The organism is Lysinibacillus sp. LZ02 (assembly GCF_050613145.1).
GTDB lineage: Bacteria > Bacillota > Bacilli > Bacillales_A > Planococcaceae > Lysinibacillus_B.
On the sequence record NZ_CP192507.1, the window covers coordinates 1,768,693 to 1,791,276 of the forward strand.

Annotated in this window: 30 protein-coding genes; 28 read left to right on the forward strand and 2 right to left on the reverse strand. The window is 37.6% G+C overall.

Going from position 1 to position 22,584, the window contains the following annotated elements:
* Nucleotides 1-187 precede the first annotated feature (187 nt).
* Nucleotides 188-616 carry a LuxR C-terminal-related transcriptional regulator gene (locus ACQQ2I_RS08540; RefSeq protein WP_431030103.1) on the forward strand — a complete coding sequence of 143 codons (429 nt, stop codon included), beginning with the start codon at nt 188-190 and terminating at the stop codon, nt 614-616.
* A 90-nt stretch (nt 617-706) separates the two neighbouring features.
* Here ACQQ2I_RS08540 and ACQQ2I_RS08545 read toward each other — a convergent pair whose 3' ends face one another.
* Nucleotides 707-2,020 carry a hypothetical protein gene (locus ACQQ2I_RS08545; protein ID WP_431030104.1) on the reverse strand — a complete coding sequence of 438 codons (1,314 nt, stop codon included), beginning with the start codon at nt 2,018-2,020 and terminating at the stop codon, nt 707-709.
* Nucleotides 2,021-2,566: 546 nt separating this feature from the next.
* Between ACQQ2I_RS08545 and ACQQ2I_RS08550 the strand changes: the two genes are divergently transcribed.
* The 21 genes from ACQQ2I_RS08550 to ACQQ2I_RS08650 all read left to right on the forward strand — a co-directional run bounded on the left by ACQQ2I_RS08550 (nt 2,567) and on the right by ACQQ2I_RS08650 (nt 16,120).
* On the forward strand, nt 2,567-3,022 hold the full coding sequence (locus tag ACQQ2I_RS08550; protein ID WP_431030105.1) for a hypothetical protein: 456 nt from the start codon (nt 2,567-2,569) through the stop codon (nt 3,020-3,022).
* 135 nt (nt 3,023-3,157) lie between these two features.
* On the forward strand, nt 3,158-3,370 hold the full coding sequence (locus ACQQ2I_RS08555; protein ID WP_431030106.1) for a hypothetical protein: 213 nt from the start codon (nt 3,158-3,160) through the stop codon (nt 3,368-3,370).
* Nucleotides 3,371-3,546: 176 nt separating this feature from the next.
* Nucleotides 3,547-4,059 (forward strand): helix-turn-helix domain-containing protein, encoded by a 513-nt coding sequence (locus ACQQ2I_RS08560; RefSeq protein WP_431030107.1) that lies wholly within the window; start codon nt 3,547-3,549, stop codon nt 4,057-4,059.
* Complete coding sequence (terL, locus tag ACQQ2I_RS08565; protein WP_431030108.1) at nt 4,056-5,465, forward strand: phage terminase large subunit; 1,410 nt, start codon at nt 4,056-4,058, stop codon at nt 5,463-5,465. Before ACQQ2I_RS08560 ends, terL begins: the two co-directional genes overlap by 4 nt.
* Before the next feature lie 14 nt (nt 5,466-5,479).
* A complete protein-coding gene (locus ACQQ2I_RS08570; RefSeq protein WP_431030109.1) occupies nt 5,480-6,976 on the forward strand; it encodes a phage portal protein in 1,497 nt (498 codons plus the stop codon).
* Entirely contained in the window at nt 6,960-8,522 is a 1,563-nt protein-coding gene (locus ACQQ2I_RS08575; protein ID WP_431030110.1) for a minor capsid protein, read from the forward strand. Before ACQQ2I_RS08570 ends, ACQQ2I_RS08575 begins: the two co-directional genes overlap by 17 nt.
* Nucleotides 8,519-8,719 (forward strand): hypothetical protein, encoded by a 201-nt coding sequence (locus ACQQ2I_RS08580; RefSeq protein ID WP_431030111.1) that lies wholly within the window; start codon nt 8,519-8,521, stop codon nt 8,717-8,719. Before ACQQ2I_RS08575 ends, ACQQ2I_RS08580 begins: the two co-directional genes overlap by 4 nt.
* A gap of 134 nt (nt 8,720-8,853) precedes the next feature.
* The gene (locus ACQQ2I_RS08585; protein ID WP_431030112.1) at nt 8,854-9,438 is read left to right on the forward strand and encodes a phage scaffolding protein; all 585 of its coding nucleotides are present in this window, start codon (nt 8,854-8,856) and stop codon (nt 9,436-9,438) included.
* Between the two features lie 18 nt (nt 9,439-9,456).
* Entirely contained in the window at nt 9,457-9,771 is a 315-nt protein-coding gene (locus ACQQ2I_RS08590) for a hypothetical protein (protein WP_431030113.1), read from the forward strand.
* A gap of 16 nt (nt 9,772-9,787) precedes the next feature.
* The gene (locus tag ACQQ2I_RS08595) at nt 9,788-10,837 is read left to right on the forward strand and encodes a major capsid protein (RefSeq protein WP_431030114.1); all 1,050 of its coding nucleotides are present in this window, start codon (nt 9,788-9,790) and stop codon (nt 10,835-10,837) included.
* A 14-nt stretch (nt 10,838-10,851) separates the two neighbouring features.
* Nucleotides 10,852-11,031 carry a hypothetical protein gene (locus tag ACQQ2I_RS08600; protein ID WP_431030115.1) on the forward strand — a complete coding sequence of 60 codons (180 nt, stop codon included), beginning with the start codon at nt 10,852-10,854 and terminating at the stop codon, nt 11,029-11,031.
* Between the two features lie 5 nt (nt 11,032-11,036).
* Nucleotides 11,037-11,432, forward strand: a complete 396-nt coding sequence (locus ACQQ2I_RS08605; RefSeq protein ID WP_431030116.1) for a hypothetical protein — start codon at nt 11,037-11,039, stop codon at nt 11,430-11,432.
* Nucleotides 11,426-11,788 carry a hypothetical protein gene (locus ACQQ2I_RS08610; RefSeq protein ID WP_431030117.1) on the forward strand — a complete coding sequence of 121 codons (363 nt, stop codon included), beginning with the start codon at nt 11,426-11,428 and terminating at the stop codon, nt 11,786-11,788. The genes ACQQ2I_RS08605 and ACQQ2I_RS08610 overlap by 7 nt, the downstream gene beginning before the upstream one ends.
* Nucleotides 11,788-12,201 carry an HK97 gp10 family phage protein gene (locus tag ACQQ2I_RS08615; RefSeq protein ID WP_431030118.1) on the forward strand — a complete coding sequence of 138 codons (414 nt, stop codon included), beginning with the start codon at nt 11,788-11,790 and terminating at the stop codon, nt 12,199-12,201. Before ACQQ2I_RS08610 ends, ACQQ2I_RS08615 begins: the two co-directional genes overlap by 1 nt.
* A complete protein-coding gene (locus ACQQ2I_RS08620; RefSeq protein WP_431030119.1) occupies nt 12,191-12,649 on the forward strand; it encodes a phage tail terminator family protein in 459 nt (152 codons plus the stop codon). Before ACQQ2I_RS08615 ends, ACQQ2I_RS08620 begins: the two co-directional genes overlap by 11 nt.
* Nucleotides 12,621-12,836: a hypothetical protein gene (locus ACQQ2I_RS08625; protein ID WP_431030120.1), complete on the forward strand. Its 216-nt coding sequence runs from the start codon at nt 12,621-12,623 to the stop codon at nt 12,834-12,836. The genes ACQQ2I_RS08620 and ACQQ2I_RS08625 overlap by 29 nt, the downstream gene beginning before the upstream one ends.
* A gap of 5 nt (nt 12,837-12,841) precedes the next feature.
* A complete protein-coding gene (locus ACQQ2I_RS08630) occupies nt 12,842-13,333 on the forward strand; it encodes a GIY-YIG nuclease family protein (protein WP_431030121.1) in 492 nt (163 codons plus the stop codon).
* A gap of 45 nt (nt 13,334-13,378) precedes the next feature.
* On the forward strand, nt 13,379-14,698 hold the full coding sequence (locus tag ACQQ2I_RS08635) for a phage tail sheath family protein (RefSeq protein ID WP_431030122.1): 1,320 nt from the start codon (nt 13,379-13,381) through the stop codon (nt 14,696-14,698).
* A gap of 16 nt (nt 14,699-14,714) precedes the next feature.
* A complete protein-coding gene (locus tag ACQQ2I_RS08640) occupies nt 14,715-15,191 on the forward strand; it encodes a phage tail tube protein (protein ID WP_431030123.1) in 477 nt (158 codons plus the stop codon).
* A 60-nt stretch (nt 15,192-15,251) separates the two neighbouring features.
* The gene (locus tag ACQQ2I_RS08645; RefSeq protein WP_431030124.1) at nt 15,252-15,683 is read left to right on the forward strand and encodes a phage tail assembly chaperone; all 432 of its coding nucleotides are present in this window, start codon (nt 15,252-15,254) and stop codon (nt 15,681-15,683) included.
* A 203-nt stretch (nt 15,684-15,886) separates the two neighbouring features.
* The gene (locus ACQQ2I_RS08650) at nt 15,887-16,120 is read left to right on the forward strand and encodes a hypothetical protein (RefSeq protein WP_431030125.1); all 234 of its coding nucleotides are present in this window, start codon (nt 15,887-15,889) and stop codon (nt 16,118-16,120) included.
* On the opposite strand, the gene ACQQ2I_RS08655 is transcribed toward ACQQ2I_RS08650, so the two are convergent.
* The gene (locus ACQQ2I_RS08655; protein ID WP_431030126.1) at nt 16,086-16,367 is read right to left on the reverse strand and encodes a hypothetical protein; all 282 of its coding nucleotides are present in this window, start codon (nt 16,365-16,367) and stop codon (nt 16,086-16,088) included. The two genes, ACQQ2I_RS08650 and ACQQ2I_RS08655, sit on opposite strands and share 35 nt — an antisense overlap.
* Nucleotides 16,368-16,524: 157 nt before the next feature.
* On the opposite strand from ACQQ2I_RS08655, the gene ACQQ2I_RS08660 reads away from it, so the two are divergent.
* The 6 genes from ACQQ2I_RS08660 (at nt 16,525) to ACQQ2I_RS08685 (ending at nt 22,583) form a co-directional block, all read left to right on the forward strand.
* Nucleotides 16,525-17,532 (forward strand): hypothetical protein, encoded by a 1,008-nt coding sequence (locus tag ACQQ2I_RS08660; RefSeq protein ID WP_431030127.1) that lies wholly within the window; start codon nt 16,525-16,527, stop codon nt 17,530-17,532.
* A 340-nt stretch (nt 17,533-17,872) separates the two neighbouring features.
* On the forward strand, nt 17,873-18,049 hold the full coding sequence (locus tag ACQQ2I_RS08665; RefSeq protein WP_431030128.1) for a hypothetical protein: 177 nt from the start codon (nt 17,873-17,875) through the stop codon (nt 18,047-18,049).
* A 119-nt stretch (nt 18,050-18,168) separates the two neighbouring features.
* On the forward strand, nt 18,169-18,687 hold the full coding sequence (locus ACQQ2I_RS08670) for a hypothetical protein (protein ID WP_431030129.1): 519 nt from the start codon (nt 18,169-18,171) through the stop codon (nt 18,685-18,687).
* 57 nt (nt 18,688-18,744) lie between these two features.
* On the forward strand, nt 18,745-20,970 hold the full coding sequence (locus ACQQ2I_RS08675) for a tape measure protein (protein ID WP_431030130.1): 2,226 nt from the start codon (nt 18,745-18,747) through the stop codon (nt 20,968-20,970).
* A complete protein-coding gene (locus ACQQ2I_RS08680; RefSeq protein ID WP_431030131.1) occupies nt 20,963-21,628 on the forward strand; it encodes a LysM peptidoglycan-binding domain-containing protein in 666 nt (221 codons plus the stop codon). Before ACQQ2I_RS08675 ends, ACQQ2I_RS08680 begins: the two co-directional genes overlap by 8 nt.
* Nucleotides 21,621-22,583: an XkdQ/YqbQ family protein gene (locus tag ACQQ2I_RS08685; RefSeq protein ID WP_431030132.1), complete on the forward strand. Its 963-nt coding sequence runs from the start codon at nt 21,621-21,623 to the stop codon at nt 22,581-22,583. Before ACQQ2I_RS08680 ends, ACQQ2I_RS08685 begins: the two co-directional genes overlap by 8 nt.
* Nucleotide 22,584 lies beyond the last annotated feature (1 nt).

Sequence of the window (22,584 nt, forward strand, 5' to 3'; positions counted from 1 at the left end):
CGTCAAAAATAAGGAGCAATGATGAGAAAGAAGCGTAGTAAAAAGAAAAGTAAATTCCACGACCTAGTGGATTTTGTATTATCGGTAGCCGAAAGTATTTGGCCATAAAAAATAGCCCAGCAACAGCCGAGCCACCTCAAAATCTAGCAAAATTATACAAGGCTATTATAACATAAGGAGGGCGCTTATGTCTGGGCAAATGACAGTTTCTGAGGGCAATTTATTACAATGGATTGAGGATTATCACTGGATGATTGAAACAATCAAAGAGGCAGAGGTAGATGCAGCTAGCTTCAAAGGGGCAAAGGTTGCTAGTTACGGCATCGATTCAACGTTACCAAAAGCAAGTGGTGGGACAAGCGACCCTGTATTCTATGAGGTGCATCGTCGTACACAATTCGGTGGCTTTCGTATTCAGCAATATCGACGGAAAGTATCTGAGGTGCAGCAACGCATCCCATTAGTGAAAGGCGATAGAGAAATTGAGGTGCTGCATCGTTTATTGAATGGGGACAGTATGAGGGCGATTGGTAAGCATATGAAGTTATCAAGTACAACGATATTTAGGATTAGAAATAACATATTGAATCAGATGATGTGTAATGGGGTGGAGTAATGATAAGGAGCTTAGAACCCTTATAAGTTAAGGGTTTTAAGCTTATGTTTATTGTTATTACAAACAATCAAGTTAATAATTACGAGTACCTTATAACTTCCGTACTATCCCCTCTTTAATTCCAGTAATATAATCTCCGTAAAAAGACCTTATAAAAATTTCATTTTCTAGTGCTAAGTTCCATTTTTTTTCTGAAGCATCCTTATAGTCGTCAAACATACCTTTAACATGTAAAGTACTAGACTTTTTTTGATAATTCTCATAGCTACTAAAGGAACTTACATACTTACAAAACGTTTCGAAAATGAGACTTTCGTCAAAATAAGTATCCACTATGAAACTGTAAGTGTTGTTAGTTCCAAAAAAGAACTGGGTCATTTTTAATATCAGGTCAAATTGATGCTCCTCTAAATCAAACCACTCTTTTTCAAGATATTTAGGCTTTTCTGGTTCTGCTTTATCATAACGATGTGCAGATGTAAGTTTAGAAATGTAACTACCAGTTATTACTACCAACATATCTGCTATTTGTAATCCAACGAAATCTTTAGAATCCTGTTCTACCATTATATTCCTGAATCCAATCGTTTCAAACGGTTCAGAAGGTATACCTTGGTCAAGAATTAACGTTGACTGCTCAGGTTGCCATATACCTTTTAACTTATTTTCAGTCATCCATAAGTCAATATCGAAGCTTACCTTATCCCAATCAAATGATACTTTTTCAAACACTAAATTATCAGCTAAGTGTTTCCAATTCTGAATTGTTGATATCATTTCTTTGTAATTTTTTAATTGAAGTTTCATTCTTGGGTTATTTTTGTGCTTTGTAACGAATTTTCTCAAATCAATCTGAATAGAATCCAATATTTCTTTGGTTTTTTTTTGTGAATCGAAAAGATTTCTGATGACCTCATCTGATGCTTCTATTTCACAATATTTTGTAAGAGTGTATTTAAACAACTTAGCAGATTTAATACATCTTTTAGTGTCAAGCTTTAGAATCCATTGTGTGAGTCTGGCATCAATAACCATTGACATTTTATTTACTGAACAAAGTAAGTTAGAAACGTCTTCCTCAAGTAGGATATCAAATAACTTAAGATAGAAATTACTATTCGTTTTTTTTAAACTCGCAATGCCAAATTTGAAGTTCCCTTGTAGAATATCAATTCCTTTAAGTTCCTGCTCGACTTTATTTTTTTGTCCTTCTCTATAATTTTTAACAAGTTCAGAATAATTTTTGTTAATATTTTCTAGAGCACGTTCCGGAATATAAAGTACATCAGCGATATAAGATCGCATTAAATCATCACCAAGATTTATTCTTCTATCATCGCGGTAGTTTCTTGAAATTCTAATCGTTTCCTGTGGTCCTTTTTCATCAATAAAAACTTGTCCCATAGTTAATCATCCTCTACTCAATTTTATTCAAATGAACCTTTTATTGTATTTTAACATCCTATATTTGGTTAATGAATAAATTATTGCATTTTTAATGTAGAGATAACAACGAGAAACAAATCTAAGTCTCTAGAAATAGATGTAATAGATGTAACAAAAGGAACAAATGTAAAACATTATACAGATAATAAAATTCGTTATATCATGGGAGGTAGGACGGAGCGGAACTAATCTTCGTGTTAGTGCTGGACTTCGTCCTTACTATTTACGAAAGGCTTTTTTGCCTGAACGCAATTCGTTTACCACAATCCCCTTTGTGTAGCACTCATGTATATGGGTGCTTTTTCTGTTTTGAAAACTGCACCAAACAGCCAATGGATACGCATAGCGAGTGATGAGAGGGCCCAGTAAGTGTGTGTGCGGGTGGGACGATTAAACCTATCGTGGGATTCATAAAAATATAGAGAATACCGATTTTGTTTGGGGATTTAGAAGGACTTTCCATTTGCGTGTCGAATAGTGACATAAAGAGGGAGAGTGATTTGAATGACTGAATTAAATCAAACGAATAGTTCGGATCAGAATATTTTCATTAGTGATTTAATCGAAGCAACGAGAGGGAAGGATCAAGTATTAAAAAAATTTATTGATAAACAATTATACATAAAGAAATCCCCTTTCGGCATTGAAAGCATAAACAACAATATAGATGTTTTAAAAAATTTAAATCCGACACAACAAGCATTGATTATAGGCAGGGCTGCTGATTTTAAAGAATCTAATGACCCTTCAAAATATTTCCCTGTAATAATAGCTCTTTTTGGATCTATCATTTCGCTTTATAAACTACTAGATGAGTTCACTGGCACTGTTATTTTTTCATTTATCGTGACCTTAGTAGTGTCCGTTTATTTAACTTCGCTAATGATTCGTGCTTTTTCAACATATCCGACAGCAGTATATTTTCATTCTTTAGTAACGAACATAAAATTTGAAAAATAGTTTTAAGCATCTCTCTGTAGGTGCTTTTTACGCATAAAAATAAACTAAGCAACTAGCATAATGAGGTGATTAAGCAGAAAAATGTTAAGGAATTACCTTCTATTTAGAAGTATGATGGAGTGGGAGGTGTTTGTGATGAAAGAAATGCAAAATAAAGTTAGATCACTTGATATTTTTACCATAGTAGCTATGGTAGTGTCAACCTTCTTTTATTTTAAAATGGCTTTAAGAGAAGGAGTAGCTCAAGTTGGTTATTTATTAACAGGATTATATGTACTAGCCATTGTAATATCAATTTTAAGTCTTGTAGTAAGTTGGAAGAATAAGCAATATAGAATTCAAAGCTAACTAAGTTAATTTGATTAAGTCACATCTTATAGGTGTGGCTTTTTATTATGATGTAGCAACTAGCATAATGGGGTGATGCCATTGGGAAAGTTAATAAAGGTGGAGCTAAGGGGAAGTATCAAGAATGGCTCACCGATGAAGGGTTAATCAAAATTGAAGGTTGGGCTAGGGATGGATTGACCGATGAACAGATTGCTCATAATATGGGGATTGCATATTCAACGTTACGTACATGGAGAGATAAGTTTTCGGCACTTTCGGCAGCCTTAAAAAAGGGAAAGGAAATTGTTGATCGTCAAGTCGAGAACGCTTTGCTTAAAAGGGCGCTAGGCTACAATTATACCGAAAAGAAATACGAGCAAGCACAAATGTCTGACGAAGAATACCACCTGCTACAAAAAGTAACTGTACAAAAATATAAGCTGGAGCACCCAGATGCGACCATGGAAGAAATTCGATTGGTCGAGCTGGGTGTTTCTCGTTATAAGAGCGTGCTTGTGGAAGAACGGACGAAAGAGGTTGTTCCTGATACCACGGCTCAAATCTTTTGGCTTAAAAATCGTAAGCCGGATGTATGGCGTGATAAGCAACAGGTGGAGCATAGTGGCGGTGTGACGAATACAGTCATTGAAATGAGCCAAGAAGAGCGTAAAAAGCGTATTGAAGAATTGAAGGCGAAGTTAAAATGATTACAGATGCAGAATTACTCGAACTTGAAATGTTGTTACAGCTAGAGGCTATCGAAGAAGCGAAAACGAACTTCTTCAAGTTTTGTAATGTGCTAGCGCCAAAATTTTATAAAGAAAACCGACAATACCTCATTGATCTATGTGATGAAATGCAAGACTTTTATCGCTCGGATGATGAGGTATTAATTGTTAACGTGCCTCCACGCCATGGCAAGTCGAGAACGGCTTCTATGTTTGCACAGTGGGTATTTGGTCAGAATCAGGAAGAGAAGATAATGACCGGCTCATATAACGAAACGCTTTCAACTACATTTTCAAAAGCTGTTCGAAATGGGATTTCAGAAGAAAAAGCGGACGAAGAAAAAATTGTATTTAGTGATATTTTTCCTGGTGTAGAAATTAAACATGGTGATGGCGCCATGAATTTATGGAGTTTAGAAGGTGGTTATAACAACTACTTAGCTACTTCTCCTACAGGGACGGCTACAGGTTTCGGGGCATCATTATTAATTATTGATGACTTAGTAAAAAACGCAGAAGAAGCTTTCAATGAAAGTAAACTCGACGGGCATTGGGAATGGTTTACGAACACCATGTATTCTCGTGTTGAAGAAGGCGGAAAAATCATCATCATTATGACGCGTTGGTCCTCTAAAGATTTAGCAGGGCGAGCGTTAGGGTTTTTCAAAGAAGAAGGTAAGCGAGTTCGTCACATTAACATGAAAGCATTGCAAGATGAGGGTACTATGCTTTGTGATGAAGTGTTAAGTCGTAAATCGTACGAAAGTAAAACGCGTGCCATGAGCCCCGAAATCGCCGCTGCTAACTACCAACAGGAGCCGATTGACCAAAAAGGGCGCTTGTACAGCTCGTTTAAAACGTATGACGGTGAATTGCCGCAGTTTAAGTACATCAAAAACTATACTGATACGGCAGACACAGGCGCAGATTACCTTTGTTCTATTAACTACGGTGTCACGTTTAACGATGAAGCCTATGTGCTGGATGTACTCTACACAAAAGCACCCATGGAAGAAACCGAGCCGAAGCACGCTGAAATGCTATACAAAGGCAAAGTGAATATATCAGACATTGAAGGCAACAACGGCGGTCGTGGCTATGCACGTGCCGTTGAACGCATACTTAAGACGAAATACAATTCGAATCGAACCCGCATTGTGCCGTTCCATCAATCTAAAAACAAGCAAGCTCGTATTTTATCGAATGCTACATGGGTAATGGATCATATTTATTATCCATCAGATTGGCGTTATCGATGGCCAGAATATTATAAAGCGATGACGGAATACCAACGCGAAGGCAAAAACAAGCACGATGATGCGCCAGATGCTACAACCGGCATTGCTGAAAAAATAGGACAAGGTGAATTATATAGCTTCGACTAGAAAGAGGTGATAACATGCTTTTCCCATTTCAAGGAACTAGCACAGACACAGAAATCATTAACCAACATGTCAAAGACGGTGCTCGAAAAGTAATTAGCGATACAAAAATAATTGAAAATGAAATTAACAAATTTAAAAAATCCGAAAAGCGTAAATGGATGCTGACGGGTGAGGCTTACTACGAAGGTGAGCAGGATATTTTAAAGCGTGAGCGTAAAGTGATTGGCAAAGGTGGACGATTAGAGAAAGCTGATAATCTGCCTAATAACAAAGTTTTAGATAACCAATATGCTAAGCTCGTAGATCAGAAGGTAAACTACCAACTAGGTAAGCCCATCACCATCGAAACAGAAAATGAGGATTATCTAAAGAAGCTGCAGGACATTTTCAACAAACGATTCCATCGAACATTACGAAATATTGGGCAAGATGCCTTAAACGGGGGCATTGGATGGCTGTATCCTTACTACAATGAAAATGGCGAGTTTGCATTAAAACGGTTCCCACCCCATGAAATTATTCCATTCTGGAAGGATTCAGAGCGAACGGTTGTAGATTTTGCTATTCGTATTTACTCTACGGTTGCCTATGAGGGCGACAAGGAAGTGGTTATCGAGAAAGTAGAGATTTACAGTACCAATGGCGTAGAACATTATGAATGGTTTAATGGTCGTTTAGTGTCGGATGTAACTGCTCGAACAAGATCATATATCACTGTAGATGATGGGGAAACAGTACAAGAGATGAACTGGCAGCGCGTTCCGTTGATTCCTTTCAAGTTTAATAGCAAAGAGATTCCGCTTATTAAGCGTGTGAAATCGTTACAAGATGGCATCAACATTATGCTTAGTGATTTTGAAAATAACATGCAAGAGGATGCCCGTAACACAATCCTTGTTCTTCATAATTACGATGGGCAAGACTTAGGACAATTCAGACGCAATCTAGCTCAATACGGGGCTGTTAAAGTGCGTTCTGGTGACGGTCAAAAAGGTGGCGTGGAGACGCTGACAATAGAGGTCAATGCTGATAATTACAAAGCGATTCTTTCTTTGTTTAAAAAAGCACTCATTGAAAACGGCCGTGGCTATGATGCAAAAGACGAGCGTATGGCGAACAATCCAAACCAAATGAATATCCAGTCTATGTACAGCGACATTGAATTGGATGCTAATGGTATTGAGACCGAGTTCCAAGCTTCTTTTGAAGAATTACTTTGGTTTATCAATCAGCATTTAGCCAATACAGGACAAGGTGACTTCGAAGGTGAAAAGGTTGATATTATTTTTAATCGCGACATCCTCATCAACGAGATGGAAGTTGTTGAAGTATTAGAAAAATCAACTTACTTATCAGAGGAAACAAAGATTGCTCAGCATCCATATGTAAAAGATGTTCAGCTCGAATTGAATCGTAAGAAGCAAGAGCAGCAGGAACAAATGAATATGTTCGATAATTACGATACTACTTTCAACCAAAAGCAAGGTGAGCTAAATGGCGAAGAAACGTAATTACTGGCGACAACGATTCGAATTATTAGAGGATGCTCAGCATAAGCGCTCTCTTTTTTATTACGCTGATTTAGAGCGCGCCTACATCGAAACAATGAAGTCACTTGAGAGCGACATACTGCGTTGGTATGAGCGTTTTGCCAAATCAGAGGGTGTAACACTCGATGAAGCAAAGCAACTGCTAAAAGGCGATGAATTGAAGGAATTTAAGTGGTCTGTTGAGGACTATATCGAATACGGTAAAAAGAACGCTGTTAATCAGCAGTGGATGAAACAACTTGAAAATGCCTCTGCTCGTGTTCACATTTCACGTTTGGAGAGTTTAAAGCTACAACTCCAGCAGCATGTAGAAGCGTTATATGGTGACCAAATTGAGGGCTTTGAGCGTCTCATGAAAGAAGTGTATCAAGAGCAGTATTATCACACGGCTTTCGAAGTACAAAAGGCTTTTAATATCGGCTTTACATTCCAAAAGCTTGATGAGGCTCGTTTAACCAAAATAATAAGTAAGCCATGGACTGCTGATAATATGACGTTTAGCGCTAAAATTTGGCGCGATAGGGGCTTATTGATTGATACGCTACATAAAGAGTTAACGCTCGCTGTAGCCAAAGGAGAGAGTCCTCATCGTTTAATTTCAGTCATTCAAAAGAAAATGAATACATCACGCTCGAATGCAGCCCGTTTGGTTTTAACTGAACAGGCTTTTTTTAGTGCTTCGGCTTCGAAGGATGCTTATGGAGAGCTAGACGTAGAGCGTTATGAAATCATTGCGACATTAGATCATAAAACAAGTAGCATCTGTCAGTCGATGGACGGCAAGATATTCAAGATGACAGACTTTGAACCAGGTGTAACGGCCAATCCGTTTCATCCGAGATGTCGTACAACAACTGCTCCATATTTTGAGGATGATTATGGTACCCGTATTGCGAGAGACCTTGATGGTCAAACGTATTACGTACCTAGCAACATGAAGTATGAGGAATGGTACCAGTCACAAGTAGAAAAACACGGTGAAAAGAAATTAGCTACTTATAATAAAAAGATAGCGAATAAAGAGAAGGATAAAAAAGAATTCGAGGGCTTTAAGCAAATATTAGGAAATGATAGTCCCAATTCACTGGATGCCTTCCAAGAAATAAAGTATAATAATGACAATGAATGGTATCATCTTAAAGGCTTCAAAATGGCTGTTGAGAAAGGTGATATCAATGTTTTGACTGGATACAGTACCTATAAAAACATCGCCAAAGATATCCGTGAAAATTTAGTAGGTCTTACTACATCTGATGGAATACAGATTACAAGTTATAAGTCGCATTTTGTTGATAGAGTTATCGGGCAGATAGAGGCAGGTACAACTGCTAAAGGGAAACGGTCAGGTGTACGTATAGAAGATGTTAGAAGTGCATTGCTTAACCCAACGCAAATTAGAGAGAAGGAAAATTCTAAGCAGTATATAAATGATGATTGTATTGTTACAATTAATCGAACGACAGGTAATTTAATTCAAACTACACCAAAAAAGGCGGTAAGTAGATGATTAAAATGACAAAGAAGGATGAAGAGTTTCTGATGAAACATCTGTCAAATTTTGAAGTATTAAAAAATGGTCCTATTAATGATTTACTGTTAGAAATTCACGATCTCACCTTAGAGGGATTAGATGAAAATGACGATCCAACAGATTTCTACTTTGAAGCCCAAAAAGTTTACGATTCAATATTTTTATTAAATTGAGCACTTAGCCTAAAAAAGGTTGAGTGCTTTTATTATGCTTATTTTCGTCTTTTTAGCGCTTGCAGACGTTAAAGAACAAGTGTCTAACCCTAACAGGTCGTTACCTGCAAAAAACGAATTAGGAGGATGTAGTAATGAAAAAAGAAGATTTAATCGCTATGGGATTCAGTGAGGAACAAGCAGACGCACTTATCGGTAAATACGGGACGATGATTCCGAAAGAACGATTTGACGAGGTTAATAAAGCAAAGAAGACACTCGAAACTCAACTGGCTGAACGTGACACCCAACTTGAAGAACTAAAGAAAATTGATGCTGAGGGACTTCAAAATAAAATTACACAATTACAACAGGAAAATGAGCAAACTAAAACACAGTACGAGCAACAGTTGAAGGATGAGCGTATGTCTAGTGCCTTAAAGCTTGCTCTTGCTGGTAAAGTGCATGATGCTGATTTGGTAACAAATCTAATTGATCGAACAAAAATTGAATTAGGTGAGGACGGAAGCGTCGCTAAAGGACTGGATGAGCAACTTAAAACGTTGCAAGAATCGAAGTCCTTTTTATTTGTGCCAGAAAAGAAAGCACCAGAGTTTAAAGGCTGGGTCCCTGTTGATGGCAATGAAGGTGGAGAAGGTGCGAGTGGTCTTGGTGCTAACTTCGCTAAGATGGCAAATGAAAAAGGTTCGAGTGATTCAGATAATAGCCCTTGGAGCTAAATAAAAGGAGGATTTAATATGCCGTATGTAAAACCTATTTCAAATTATGAACGTGTAAATTTCTTAGCATCTTCGAAGGTGCAATCATTCACAACGCTAGTGAGCGATGTCGGAGTGGTAGCAGGTGCAGACGGGAAGAAAGTCGTCAAAGCAGGTACTATTTTGCCAGCTAACGATGCAACGGCAGAAGGTATCTTATATACCGATGTGGATGTAACCCATGGACCACAACCGGGTTCTTTAATTGTTGAAGCGTATGTACTGGAAGCACGATTGCATACAGCACCTTCAGCAGAAGCAAAAACAGCATTAAAAGAAATTAAATTCCGATAATTGGAGGGAAAACAATATGCCAGACATTTTAGAGTTATTTGGTCAAAAAACAGTACTAGATTACATGAAGGAACGAAAATATCAAAGCTATGGCGTGGGAGAAACTCTTTTCCCAGAAGTTAAACATGATACGCTTGAATTTGAGTATCTTGTAGGTGCTAATGAGTTGCCTGTTATTGCAAAGGTGCACTCTTTTGACACAGAGGCAGAAATCGGTTCGGTAGAGGCTGCTAAACAAGCACTTGAAGCTGCATATGTAAAAAAGAAATATCAAATTAAAGAAAAGGATTTAATTGCTCTTAAATTCCCTCGTACAGCACAAGAACAACAATATTTAACACAACGTGTATTTAATTTAATCGACAAGGCTGTTAATGATGTTCGTGCAACAACTGAATTAATGCGTATGCAATTATTATCTACAGGGGAGTTATCTTTAGCTTTAAATGAAGCAAAAAGCTCACCAAAAAAGTTAACTCTCGACTATCATGTGCCTAACGACCACAAAGAAGCGTTGTCAGGTACAGGCATTTGGGGCACAGGTACGGAAAATATTTTAGGTGATTTAGAGCGTTGGTCGGATGCGTTAGATATTACATCGACTCGTGCTTTAACATCTAAAAAAATCGTAGGAATTATGTTGCGTGATCCAAAAATTATTGGTTATTTATATGGTACTGGTTCAGGTCGTGTAGCGAATTTAGCTGACCTTAATGCGTTCCTGACACAACAAGGCTTACCTAATATTGCGGTATATGAATCAGGTCCGAATACGAAATATCGTGAGCAAAATGCAGATGGCACATATACAACAAAGAGTTACTTCCCAGACAATAAATTTGTTATGTTCGGTGATGGCCCATTAGGTGAAACACTGTATGGTCCAACGCCGGAAGAATCACGTATGGTACTAGATGGTGCTGATGTAACAACGGTTGGCAAAGTGATTGCTATGATATATGAGGAAGGCAAAGATCCAGTGTCAACATGGGTGAAAGCAGCAGCTACAGCCATTCCTTCATTCCCAGAAGCACAGAACGTATTCCAAGCACAACCGATTGCATAAGGAGGCTGATTGCATTGGCTACTATTAAAGTAAAAGTTAAAGATGGCGCTTTTCCGATTCGTTATAAGGGAGAGCGCTTTTTAGTTGGTGATGAGTTGACCATTGATGAAAAACATTTCAATGAATCGACAATGGAACAATTAGAGGAGCCGAAAAAAGCTACTCGTACAACTAAAACATCTGAAAGCGGGTGATTAGCATGCTCGAAAAAGTAAAAGAGCGCTTAGCGTCGCTCAGTGTTCCGATTAGCAATGAACCAAATAGCACAGACGTGTTTTTATTATCTTTTGCGGTAAATAAAACGACTGACCATATCAAAAACCAAACAAATTTAGATGCAATTCCTCAAGGGTTAGAACATGTCGCGATCGATATGGCTGTTGGGGAATTTTTGTTTACTAAAAAATCCATGGGTTTGCTTGATATCAACACGCTCAATTTCGATACTGTTGAAAAACGTGTCAAAGACGGTGACACAGACGTTGAATTTGCTGTTGATGCAAAATCCACACCAGAAGCGCGTTTCAATGCTTTTATCACTTATCTGCAGCATAACGAAGTCGATTTCGTGAAATATCGGGTGCTCACATGGTAAGCGCTCGTCGTAAAGCACTTGAAAAGTTATGGCGTGGTAAATGCGATGTTATCGGTTGGGGAGAAGTAGAAGACCCAATCACTCACGTTACAACACATGGCGAGGTGATGCTTCATGAAAATCTTAAATGCAAACTATCCCATGAAAAACTCACTAGCGCATCGTCCACTGGTGGACCAGCTATCGTTACAAAGCAAATTAAATTGTCACTTGGAAATGAGTACGACATTCCGGCCGGATGCAAAATCATTGTTACGCAAGACAATGTAACGGCTGAATACACGCGATCAGGCGAGCCTGGCGTGTTTATGGACCATCAAGAAATCGTGCTTGATTTATTCAAGGGGTGGGCTTGATGGCTAGACGTGGAGCACGGGTGGATTATCGGCAACTGCAACGTATGCAGCGTAAAATACAACGTCTTGGACAGGATTACGAAAAGTTCCTTGAATCTATGACAAAAGAGATTGCTGCACGTTTGCTACGTAGAGTGAAAAATAACACCAAGGTTATCACGGGTACATTAAGAAACAACTGGACGGTTGATGCAAATGTAAAGAAGGTTGGAAATCAATATCAAATCGAAGTATTTAACCCAACGGAATATGCCATGTATTATGAGTACGGCCATCGTACACGTGACCATCAAGGATGGGTAAATGGTAGATTTACAATGACGATTGCTGCTGATCAAATCGAAAGGCAAGCACCATCAATCATTGAAAAGAAACTAACACGAATGCTAAGGGAGGCTTTCGATGGAAATTAACGATATCATGGTTGCTATTTCACGGAAGCTCCATGAAGTGTTTGGTAGCAACTGCAAAAAATATATGGATGAAATACCGCAGGGGTTTACGACTCCTGCTTTTTTTATTCAGTTTTTGTCCTTTGAACACATACGGCAAATCGGAGGCTTATGGAAAGTCACACCACTATTCGATGTTCAGTATTTCCCACGAAGTGGGGCATCAGAAAGCGCGAATATGGTGTTAAAGGTTCAACAGGCACTAAAAGATGTCACACTCTTAAATGGCGCTAAAATGCTTGCTAGAGGGGCGAATAGTGAGGTTGTAGACGGTATAGGTCATAACTTCATGCGTTTCGATTTCTTCTTGCAAGAAGTAGAAGCGAAAGTGCTCATGGGTTCATTAGATCATTATTTAAACAGAGAAAGGGTGGTATCAGTTGGCGAAAGCAATTCAAGCGAAAGTTGAGCCAGTTACGTCGGAAAAAGTTGGTGAAGCTATTGAGGCAACACAACCAAAGTTTACAAAAACACAGCTGGTCAGCAGTCGTAAATATATTCATCGTCGTGATGCATTGAATGCATTATTGAAAGATGGTGAGCAGTATTCATTCGCTCAGGTGGACAAAATTTTAAAAACATTTGATGAAGGGTGATACTGATGATAATTTACAAGATTACTAATAAATTAAATGGTAAAAGTTACATCGGTCAAACAACCAGAAATGTTAGAGCTAGAATAGCTGAACATAAATACAAAAAGTCTCTTGTTGGAAAAGCTATTTTAGAATTTGGTGAAGGTAATTTCAAAGTTGAAAAATTGGAGAGTTGCAAAACGCTTGAGGAATTGAATGAAAGAGAAGCGTATTGGATTCAAAAAATGGATACCATTCAGCCAAAAGGATATAACAAGGCGATAGTAGATTCTAAATTCGGTAAAAATAACGGTTTCTTTGGTAAAAGTCATTCGAATTTAACGATTATTAATAACCAATCAAATCAACCTAATAGAAAACAAGTTCTATGTGTAGAAACAGGAAAAATTTTCATTAGTGTTAGAGAGTGCGAACGAACTACGGGTGTAAAAAGGACGAAAATTATCAATCATTGCAAGAGTAGAGTTAAGAACCAAAAATTCAGATATGTAATTTAGGCGCTTGTGATGGCGCTTTTTATTATGTGAAAAAGGAGAGATTACATGTTAGGCGGAGGTCCATTTTTAACACAAAACAAAGTATTGCCCGGCACTTATCACAATTTTATTAGTGCTGCTCGCGCATTCGTCAATCTATCAGACCGTGGCTATGTCGGCCTACCCATTCCATTAGATTGGGGCGTAGATGGCGATGTATTTGCTGTAACACAGGAAGATTTACAAAAGGATTCACGTAAAATCTTTGGTTATGATTACACAGATCCAAAGCTAAAAGGTATTCGAGATGTATTTAAAAATGCGATTACTGTATTTTTCTACAAGCTTGCTGTGGATGCTGTAGCTGCTTCTAACACATATGCTACGGCAAAATACAAAGGGATTCGTGGGAACGATATTACAATCGTGATTCAAGCAAATGTGGATGAACCCACTAAGTTCGATGTACAAACACTAATTGCTAATGTACTAGTCGATGAGCAAATGGCTGTTGCTACGGCTGCTGATTTAGTAGTAAATGATTTTGTCGTATTTAAGCCTGATGCCACATTAACGGTTACAGCTGGTACACCATTAATCGGAGGCTCAAACGGTTCTGCTATTACAGGTGGAGCGCACCAAGAGGCGCTAGATGCATTAGAGGCTTATGGCTTTAACACGCTCGGTTGCTTGTCGAGTGAGCCAACAATCAAATCACTTTATGTTGAGTACACAAAACGTATACGTGATGTAGTGGGTGGTAAATTCCAATTAGTCGGTCATAAGCTCGGCAAGATGGACCATGAGGGTATTATTGATGTCCAAAATGATGCTATCGGTGAAAGTGAGGAAGTATTCGGTGCTGTTTATTGGGCAACAGGTGTTCAAGCTGGGGTTGCGGTCAATAAATCCAATACAAACAAAACATACACTGGTGAGCACACGCTTGATATGTCTGAGACTAAAACACAGTCGCAGCTTACAGCACTTTTAAAAGCTGGGAAGTACGTATTCCATCGTGTCGGTGAAGAAGTACGGGTACTTGAAGATGTAAATACGTTCACTTCATTTGCACCAGATAAAAATGAGGATTTCAGTATGAACCAAGTTATTCGTGTGTTAGATCAGATTGCTATTGATACAGCTAACCTATTCAATACTCGTTATTTAGGTAAGGTACCAAATGACCAAGACGGGCGTATTTCTTTATGGAATGATATCAGTTCACACCGATTAGAAATGCAACGTATTCGTGCCATTCAAAATTACAACAAAGAAGAACTCGCAGTAGCACAAGGTGATTCGAAAAAGGCTGTTGTTGTTAATGAAGTTGTAGAGCCGACAGTGGCAATGTCGCAACTTTATATTACGACTACGGTAGCGTAAAGGAGGGGGAAGAGTTATGACAGATTTAACAATGCACGCTCGCGATGCTATTCATGGTGCACAGGGGCGAGCGTATGTAACAATCGAAGGAAATCGTTATTTATTTGCACAACTTATTAATTTAGAGGCACGAGTCGATAAAACAAAAACTCAGGTTCCAATCATGGGGCGTACCGGTAAAGGGAATAAAGCTACAGGTTGGGAAGGAACAGGCTCAGCTACATTCCATTACAATACGTCTATCTTCAGAGAGTTACTTTATCGTTATCAAGAAACGGGTGAAGATGTTTACTTTGATATTCAAGTAACAAATGAGGATGCAAATTCATCTGTAGGTAGGCAAACCACGATTTTGAAGGATTGCAATATGGATGGTGGTATTGTTGCTTTACTCGATGCAGATGCGGAATATCTGGAAGATACGGTCGATTTTACTTTTGAGCGCATAGAACTTCCAGAACGCTTTAATATATTAAACACAATGCAATCTTAATTTTGAGCTCACTTTGTGGGCTCTTTTTAATAAAAAACTAAAAGGATAAGGTGATTATATATGAGTAATTTAACTGCATTTTTAGCGCAAAACGCATTGAAAGTTGAGACACAGGAGCATGTTGTATCAAAACGTTTCGTAGATCCTGATACAAAGGAAGCAATGAAATGGCAGGTAGGAGCAGTATCGTCAGACCGTGATGAAGCATTACGTAAACAACATACTAAACGTTTACCGGTTCCAGGTAAGAAAAATGTATTCCAGCCTACAACAGATTACGATGGTTATTTAGCTAGTTTAGCAGTTGAGTGTACTGTATTTCCGGATTTAAATAGCACTGAGTTACAGAATTCATATGGTGTGATGGGTGCTGAAGCTCTTCTTAAACAGATGCTCTTACCTGGTGAATATGCCGAATATCTAAAAATCGTACAAAATGCGAACGGCTTTGACGTTGGCATGGATGAGGCTGTAGAAGAAGCAAAAAACTAATTAGCGACGGCGACTATGATTCAAATATTGCTTACTATTGTTTGCATAAATTTCATAAGTGGCCGTCGGAATATGATTCATTACCAAAGTGGGAAAAAGCTTTCGTTATTGCAGCAGTTCAGTTAAAAAAGGAAGCTGATGAAAAAGCTGAGAAAGAAGCTAAGCGAGTTAAGAGTAAAAAGCGGTAGAAAGGGGGTCTGGCATTGGATATTGGCGAATTAATGGAAAAAGCCGACATCTTCTCTCATGAAAGAGATGTCGGAGAAAAGATGTCAAAGTTTTCTGAGTTACTATTGGCTGAATTACAAAGAATGAGCGTGGAAGAATTCAAGCAATGTGTTCGCCACAAGCTTACTCTCGAGAAGAAACCTAAAGAAATTGTTGTTGAGTTAGCATTTAAACTTAACGTTGAAGATCTTTATCCTGAACGCTCTTAGCAACAGATAAGCCCTCATCTGTTAGCTCGTAACAGAGTAACATATCATCAGGTAGCACACCAATTGAATGAGAAGTGATGTTGTCAGAGTGTGGTATTAAATGTTCATTCTCATACAAATAGTTTGCAGCTTCTGTGTAATAAAAAAGTTCATATTGATTTTGTGTTTGAAATTCCGTATAAGAACTGCCATTCTTTCGGAAATTTTCTAAAGCCAAATGTAGTAAGTGTTTTTCAAATTTATTCATAAATCTCACCTCCTCTATCTGTAAATATTATACAGAATAGAGTGGATGATTAGTGAATTTATAGACTTCCATACTCGTCGAAAGAAGGAGAATTATGCAAAAAAATATTTACTAATATATTACAATTATATATATTTGTGTATAAGGAGGGGTTAAATTGAATAAAAAGTTAGGGATTTTATTTTTATGTTTTGCAATGCTATTTTCGGTATCATTATTACCAATTGGTGCAAACGAAGTCCAAGCAGCATCTATAGGAGAGAAATTGCTACAACCTGAAGAAGGGTGGCAGAGGTATGACGATAGAAATGAATTTATAAAAACAAATTTTATTAGTGCCGATGCAGCGTCCAGACATGGGTTTTACGAAAATACTGGACATCATACAGCAAAGAAGAATGATTACTACAGCTTTAACTTCATAGGAAGTAAACTAAGAATTATAGCTTTTGTAGCAAAAGACCATTCAAATGATGTAAAAATAACAATTGATGGTGAGGTTTATCAATATTCAGAACGTATTGGTTCTGGTAATCAAGTAATTGTGTTTGAAAAATTAGATCTATCTAAAGGGCTACATCAAGTAAAAATAGAATCGACTCAAGATGGGGTTTATACTAGCATTGATGCTATCGACATAGATTTAGATGGTAATTTAGTTTCGACAGAAATTACTACTCCCGTACTTGAAGGTAATGTAACAGATGAAGGTAATCTTTTAACTTGGAACTCTGTAGAAAATGCAACAGGGTATAATGTTAAAAGAGCTACAACTGCAGGTGGTCCATACACTAATATTTCTAGTAATATCGCAGCTAATTCGTATTTAGACAAGGATATAGAAAAAGGGGTAGTATATTATTATGTTATCTCAGCAATTGTTGAAGGAATAGAAAGTAAAGATTCCAATGAAATTGCTTTAAAACATAACGAAGAAACTCCAGTGGAAAATAGTAATATAATACTCAGAATTCATTTGTTGAATAACCAAATAAAAGAATACCATTTAATAGAGAGTGAATTTAATAATTTTATTAATTGGTATGCCACGGAATCCGGCAATTATTATATATTCACAGTGAAGTCACCAGAACCACCTTTCAAATCAATTAAAGAATATATCGTTAAGGATAAAATAGTCTGGTTTGAAGTAAAGGAATATTAAAAAGATAAATAGGATAGCATGGATTATCAAAAAAGACCACCTTAATGGGGTCTTTTTATCTTTAAAAAGGAGTAAGAACTCTTATTTATTGAAATGTAATCACGTAGATTTCTTTACATGTGCTGGAGGTTTTTAAGTGGCATAGGAAAGGGCGCTAAATGGGCGCCAACAGGGCGCACTTTTTTTGCTAACATAATTATTGAGAGGAGAAAAAGGCTAGCGACAAATTGTCGCCAGCCTGTTTTTATAACTGTTGTTAAGTATTTTATTATGCCAACTCGTTTCTAAGTTTTCGTCCAGTTCTAAAAGCGGATGTCCTCAAAATCAGGAGGGCTAGGGCATGAAGCGAGTTTTTGATGTAGCAATTCGATGGAGACAAGAATTAGAGGAAATGAATTTAGTAGATTTATATTTTCTTAGAGATTACGGTACTTTCATGCAAAGTGACGATAAATATGTTCGAAAAATGGGAGAGATGATTTTAGATCGTATTAAAGAAATTAAAAAATCTGCATAGTTATGTTTTAAACACTCTCACATGAGGGTGTTTTTTCATTGAAAGGGGTGGTAATTATGTAAAAGATATGGGCTAATCTCTCCAAATTATGTATATTTATTTGGAGGAGGAGATAGTAAATGAAACTGAAAATTATCGCAGTCGTATTGTTTTTATTTACATTAGCTGCTTGTTCTTCCGAGAATACTAGTAAAAGTACAGTTGAACAAGTTATTGATGTAACACAATTCAGTAAAATCAGTAGTTCAAAACTGGTAGAAATTATGGGGGAACCTGAGAAAATTGAAGATTTTGAGTGGTTGGTTTCAAGAACTAACCAGAGTATAGTTGGGAAACTATACATTTACGAAGGGAATAAGTATGAATTTATATTATTCGATGACGTTCTAGTTAGGTTAAATGTTTATTCCGGTAATTACATGGGTTATGATGATACAGTTATGAGTTTTGAAGAAAAAGAAGATATTTTTTCAATGTTTGGTATTACTCCGCAATCAAGCATGCGAAAAGAAGCTGATACAAACTATGCTCTTAGGTATGAAAAGGTATCTGAGAGTGTTGAAGAAGTATGGATTTTAGAAATTGAAAATAAAAACTTCGGTATAGCAAAATTCACTTATGATTCAAATTATTTTTAGTATTTAAAAGCACTCGTTTAATGGGTGCTTTTTATTATGGAAAAAAGGAGTGGTAATTTGGCAACTATTCGCACTGCAATTCAAATTCAAGACAATTTATCACAAGCATTTGGTGCTATGAATGTAGCAATGCAAGCGACAATTAATAGCTTCGAGCATTTAGAAAGAGCTAGTGGTAATGCAATTGATGCGTCCAGTATAGAAATTGCAAGACGTGAATTGGCACGTGCTGAGTCAGCTTTTAATGAGATTGAGATACAAATTCGAGAAGCTGATCATCAGCAAGACAGATTTAATGATTCCATACGTGAAGGAACATCGGCTGCCAATGCGATGTTGAGTAAATTATTAGCTATTGTGGGTGCTTATTTATCGATACAAACAATTGTAGGGGTCGTTGGCTTGTCTGATGAAATGATAAATACTACAGCCCGCTTAGAGCTTATGAATGATGGTTTGCAAACTACCGCTGAACTTCAAAGAATGATTTATGAAAGTGCCCAGCGCACCTTTGCCCCTTATCAAGCAACTGCTGATATGGTTGGGAAGTTAGGTACACAAGCTGCTGCTGCATTTAATAATAGCCAAGAAATTATTGCTTTTGCTGAACAGTTGAATAAGACTTTCGCTATTGCTGGTACGTCAGCCCAAGGGATTGAATCTGTAATGCTTCAACTTACACAAGCTATGGCATCGGGAAGACTGCAGGGTGAGGAACTAAATGCTATTCTCGATAATGCTCAACCGATTGTAGCTAATATCCAAAGATATTTGGAAGATGTTTTTAATATGGATGCTTCAAACATAAAAAAATTAGCTGCTGATGGAGTAATTACAGCAGAAATAATTAAAAATTCCATGTTTTATGCGGCACAAGAAACAAACGCAGCTTTTGAATCCATGCCGGATACGTGGTCGGGGGTTTGGACGATTATGACCGACAAAGCGGTTAAAGCATTTGAACCTATACTTCAAAAAATTAACGATGTTGCTAATAGTGAGCGTATGGAATCTTTATTAAATAACATTACAAATTCCATGTATATGATTGCGGCAGTTACGAATGAAGTGTTCGATATTATGATTGATACAGGCGCTTTTGTGTACGATAATTGGTCAATTATTGGTCCTATCGTTGGAGGTGTCACAGCGGCACTTGTAGCCAATTCAATAGCTTGGTTATGGGCTAATCGTGCAATTGCTATAAATATATTAATGACAGCCACGGCTAGTATACGTAATCTGTGGTATGTAGCCACAACTGTTGCTTCTACCTTTGCGACATACGGTTTTACAGCAGCAATGGCAGCATTAAGTATTGCTATTTCAGCTAATCCTATTGGTTTGTTTATTGCGGCGATAATCGTTTTGATAACTTTGTTTTACTTAGCGGTTGGTGCTATCAATCACTTCGCAGGCACTTCTATCAGCGCAACAGGCATAATCGCTGGTGCATTCATGGTTTTAGCATCATATATCTATAATAGATTTGCATTGATATGGAACATTATAGCTTCATTCTTTGAATTTTTTGTTAATGTTGGGACAAACACCACGTATAGCGTGAAACGATTATTTTATAATCTAGCTAGTGCATTTTTAGATTATGCTATTTCCATGACTAGTGGATGGGATAATTTTGCTACTGGCTTTGTTAACGCTATAATCACAGCTGTAAATGGTGCTATTAAAGCTTGGAATTGGTTTGTAGACTTACTACCCGACGATATTTCAGCAAAAATCGGTATAAAAAAAGCTTCAGAGTTTTCTCATAGAGAATCCATTACTACTGATTTAGAGAATATTAAAGGGAAACTCGGTGACTGGGTAGGAGAAGCACCAGCTGATTATTGGGAAGCTCCAAGAATGGAAATGAAATCTTTAGGTGCTGCTTGGGATAAGGGCTATAACTGGGGGGCTAATTTATTCGGCGGTGACCCTCGAGAAGAAAAGACAGAGGAAACTAATCCATGGGATGAAATTCTTGCAGGTCTTGGTGACATAGCAAACACAGGTTCACCTGCTGACAACGAAACAGCAGGTAATACAGCGAAAATGGCTAAGTCGATGGAAGGTACTGTCGATGAATTAAAATATTTACGTGATCTTGCCGAACGCGAATCCATTAACCGCTACACAACAGCGGAAGTAAAACTCGAAATGAAAAACGAAAACCACATCCATCACGATACGGATGTTGATGGTCTCATCGATCGTTTCGGTGAAAAAGCCGAAGAATTAGTATATACATTAGCAGAAAGAGGTGATGACGACGATGTATAATATGTTTTTTAATAATATACAGATTCCCGTACCACCTCCAAAGATGACGATGACAATTAATAATAAAAACGAAACTGTCACCCTCATTAATGAAGGTGAAGTAAACATCCTTAAAAAACCCGGCTTAACGGATATCCAATTTGAATTAGTTTTACCAAATAACCGTTATCCTTATGCTGTTTATCCAAACGGTTATCAACCAGCGTCGTACTATCTCGATGTATTAGAACAATTAAAAGTATCTCAAGAGCCCTTCCAATTCATCCTTAATCGGACGAAACCGGATGGCTCTTTATTATTTGATACGAATATGACTGTATCTTTAGAGGAATATGTACCAGAGGATGACGCAGAAGAAGGTTTTGACATCAGAGTAGCTATCACATTGAAGCAGTTTAAACCTTTTGGTACAAAAAAACTTGTTATTCAACAAGTTGCAGGCGTATCTACTGTCAATACAAAGGTAACAGTTGAGAAAACACGTAGCATTCAAGGTAAGCAGAAGCCGAAAATGCATACGGTAAAAAAAGGGGACACGCTCTGGGCTATTGCAAAACGCTATCTCGGTGACGGCTCTAAATATCCACAATTAGCGAAACTTAATAATATGGCCAATCCAAATGTTATCAAAGTAGGGCAGGTGATACGACTTGAGTAAATATAAACTTTATATTTTATCCCGTGGTCGTGCATTTGAAGTTGCTGTAAAAGAGCCGATTACTTGGGAAACGCATCGTAAAGGACAGCCAGGTAAACTTACTTTTGAGGTTGCAAAAGACGAAACACTAGGATTTCATGAAGGTGATATTGTTCGCTTTGAATACGACGGCCATCAATTATTTTTAGGCTTTGTATTTACAAAAAAGCGCACAAGCAATCGTTTTATCAATGTCACAGCTTATGATCAACTACGCTACTTTAAAAATAAGGACACATACGTTTATAAAGGAAAAACAGCTGCTCAAGTACTACAAATGCTGATAGCGGACTTTAAGCTTAAAGCAGGCATTATTGTAGATACAAAGTATGTGATTCCTTCACATGTCGAGGACAATCAGGAACTATTTACAATCATGGATAATGCGACTGTTTTGACAACGCAACATACCGGCAACATTTTCGTGCTTTATGATGATTATGGCGCGCTTTGTTATCGTAATATCAAAGAGCTTAAACTTGATATTTTAGTTGACGAAGATAGCGGTGAAACGTTTGAGTATACGACTTCGATTGATGGAAATACGTACAACAAAATTAAGTTGATCCGTGAAAACAAAAAGACGGGTAAACGTGAAATCTTTATCGCACAAGATAGCAATAAAATAGCTGAATGGGGTGTGTTACAATTCACCGAAACGCTAGATGAGGGCGAAAATGGTAAGGCAAAAGCTGATACATTACTTACTCTCTATAACCGTAAGTCGCGCAAATTACACATTAATAAAGTGTTTGGTGATCCCCGTGTGCGAGGTGGTTCAACACTGGGGGTGCAAATGTACTTAGGGGATTTAACTGTAGCTAATTTTATGCTGGTTGAAACGGTAAAACACAATTTTTATGAATCTAAGCACCAAATGGACCTTAAATTGATTGGTGGTGATTTTGTTGCGTGAT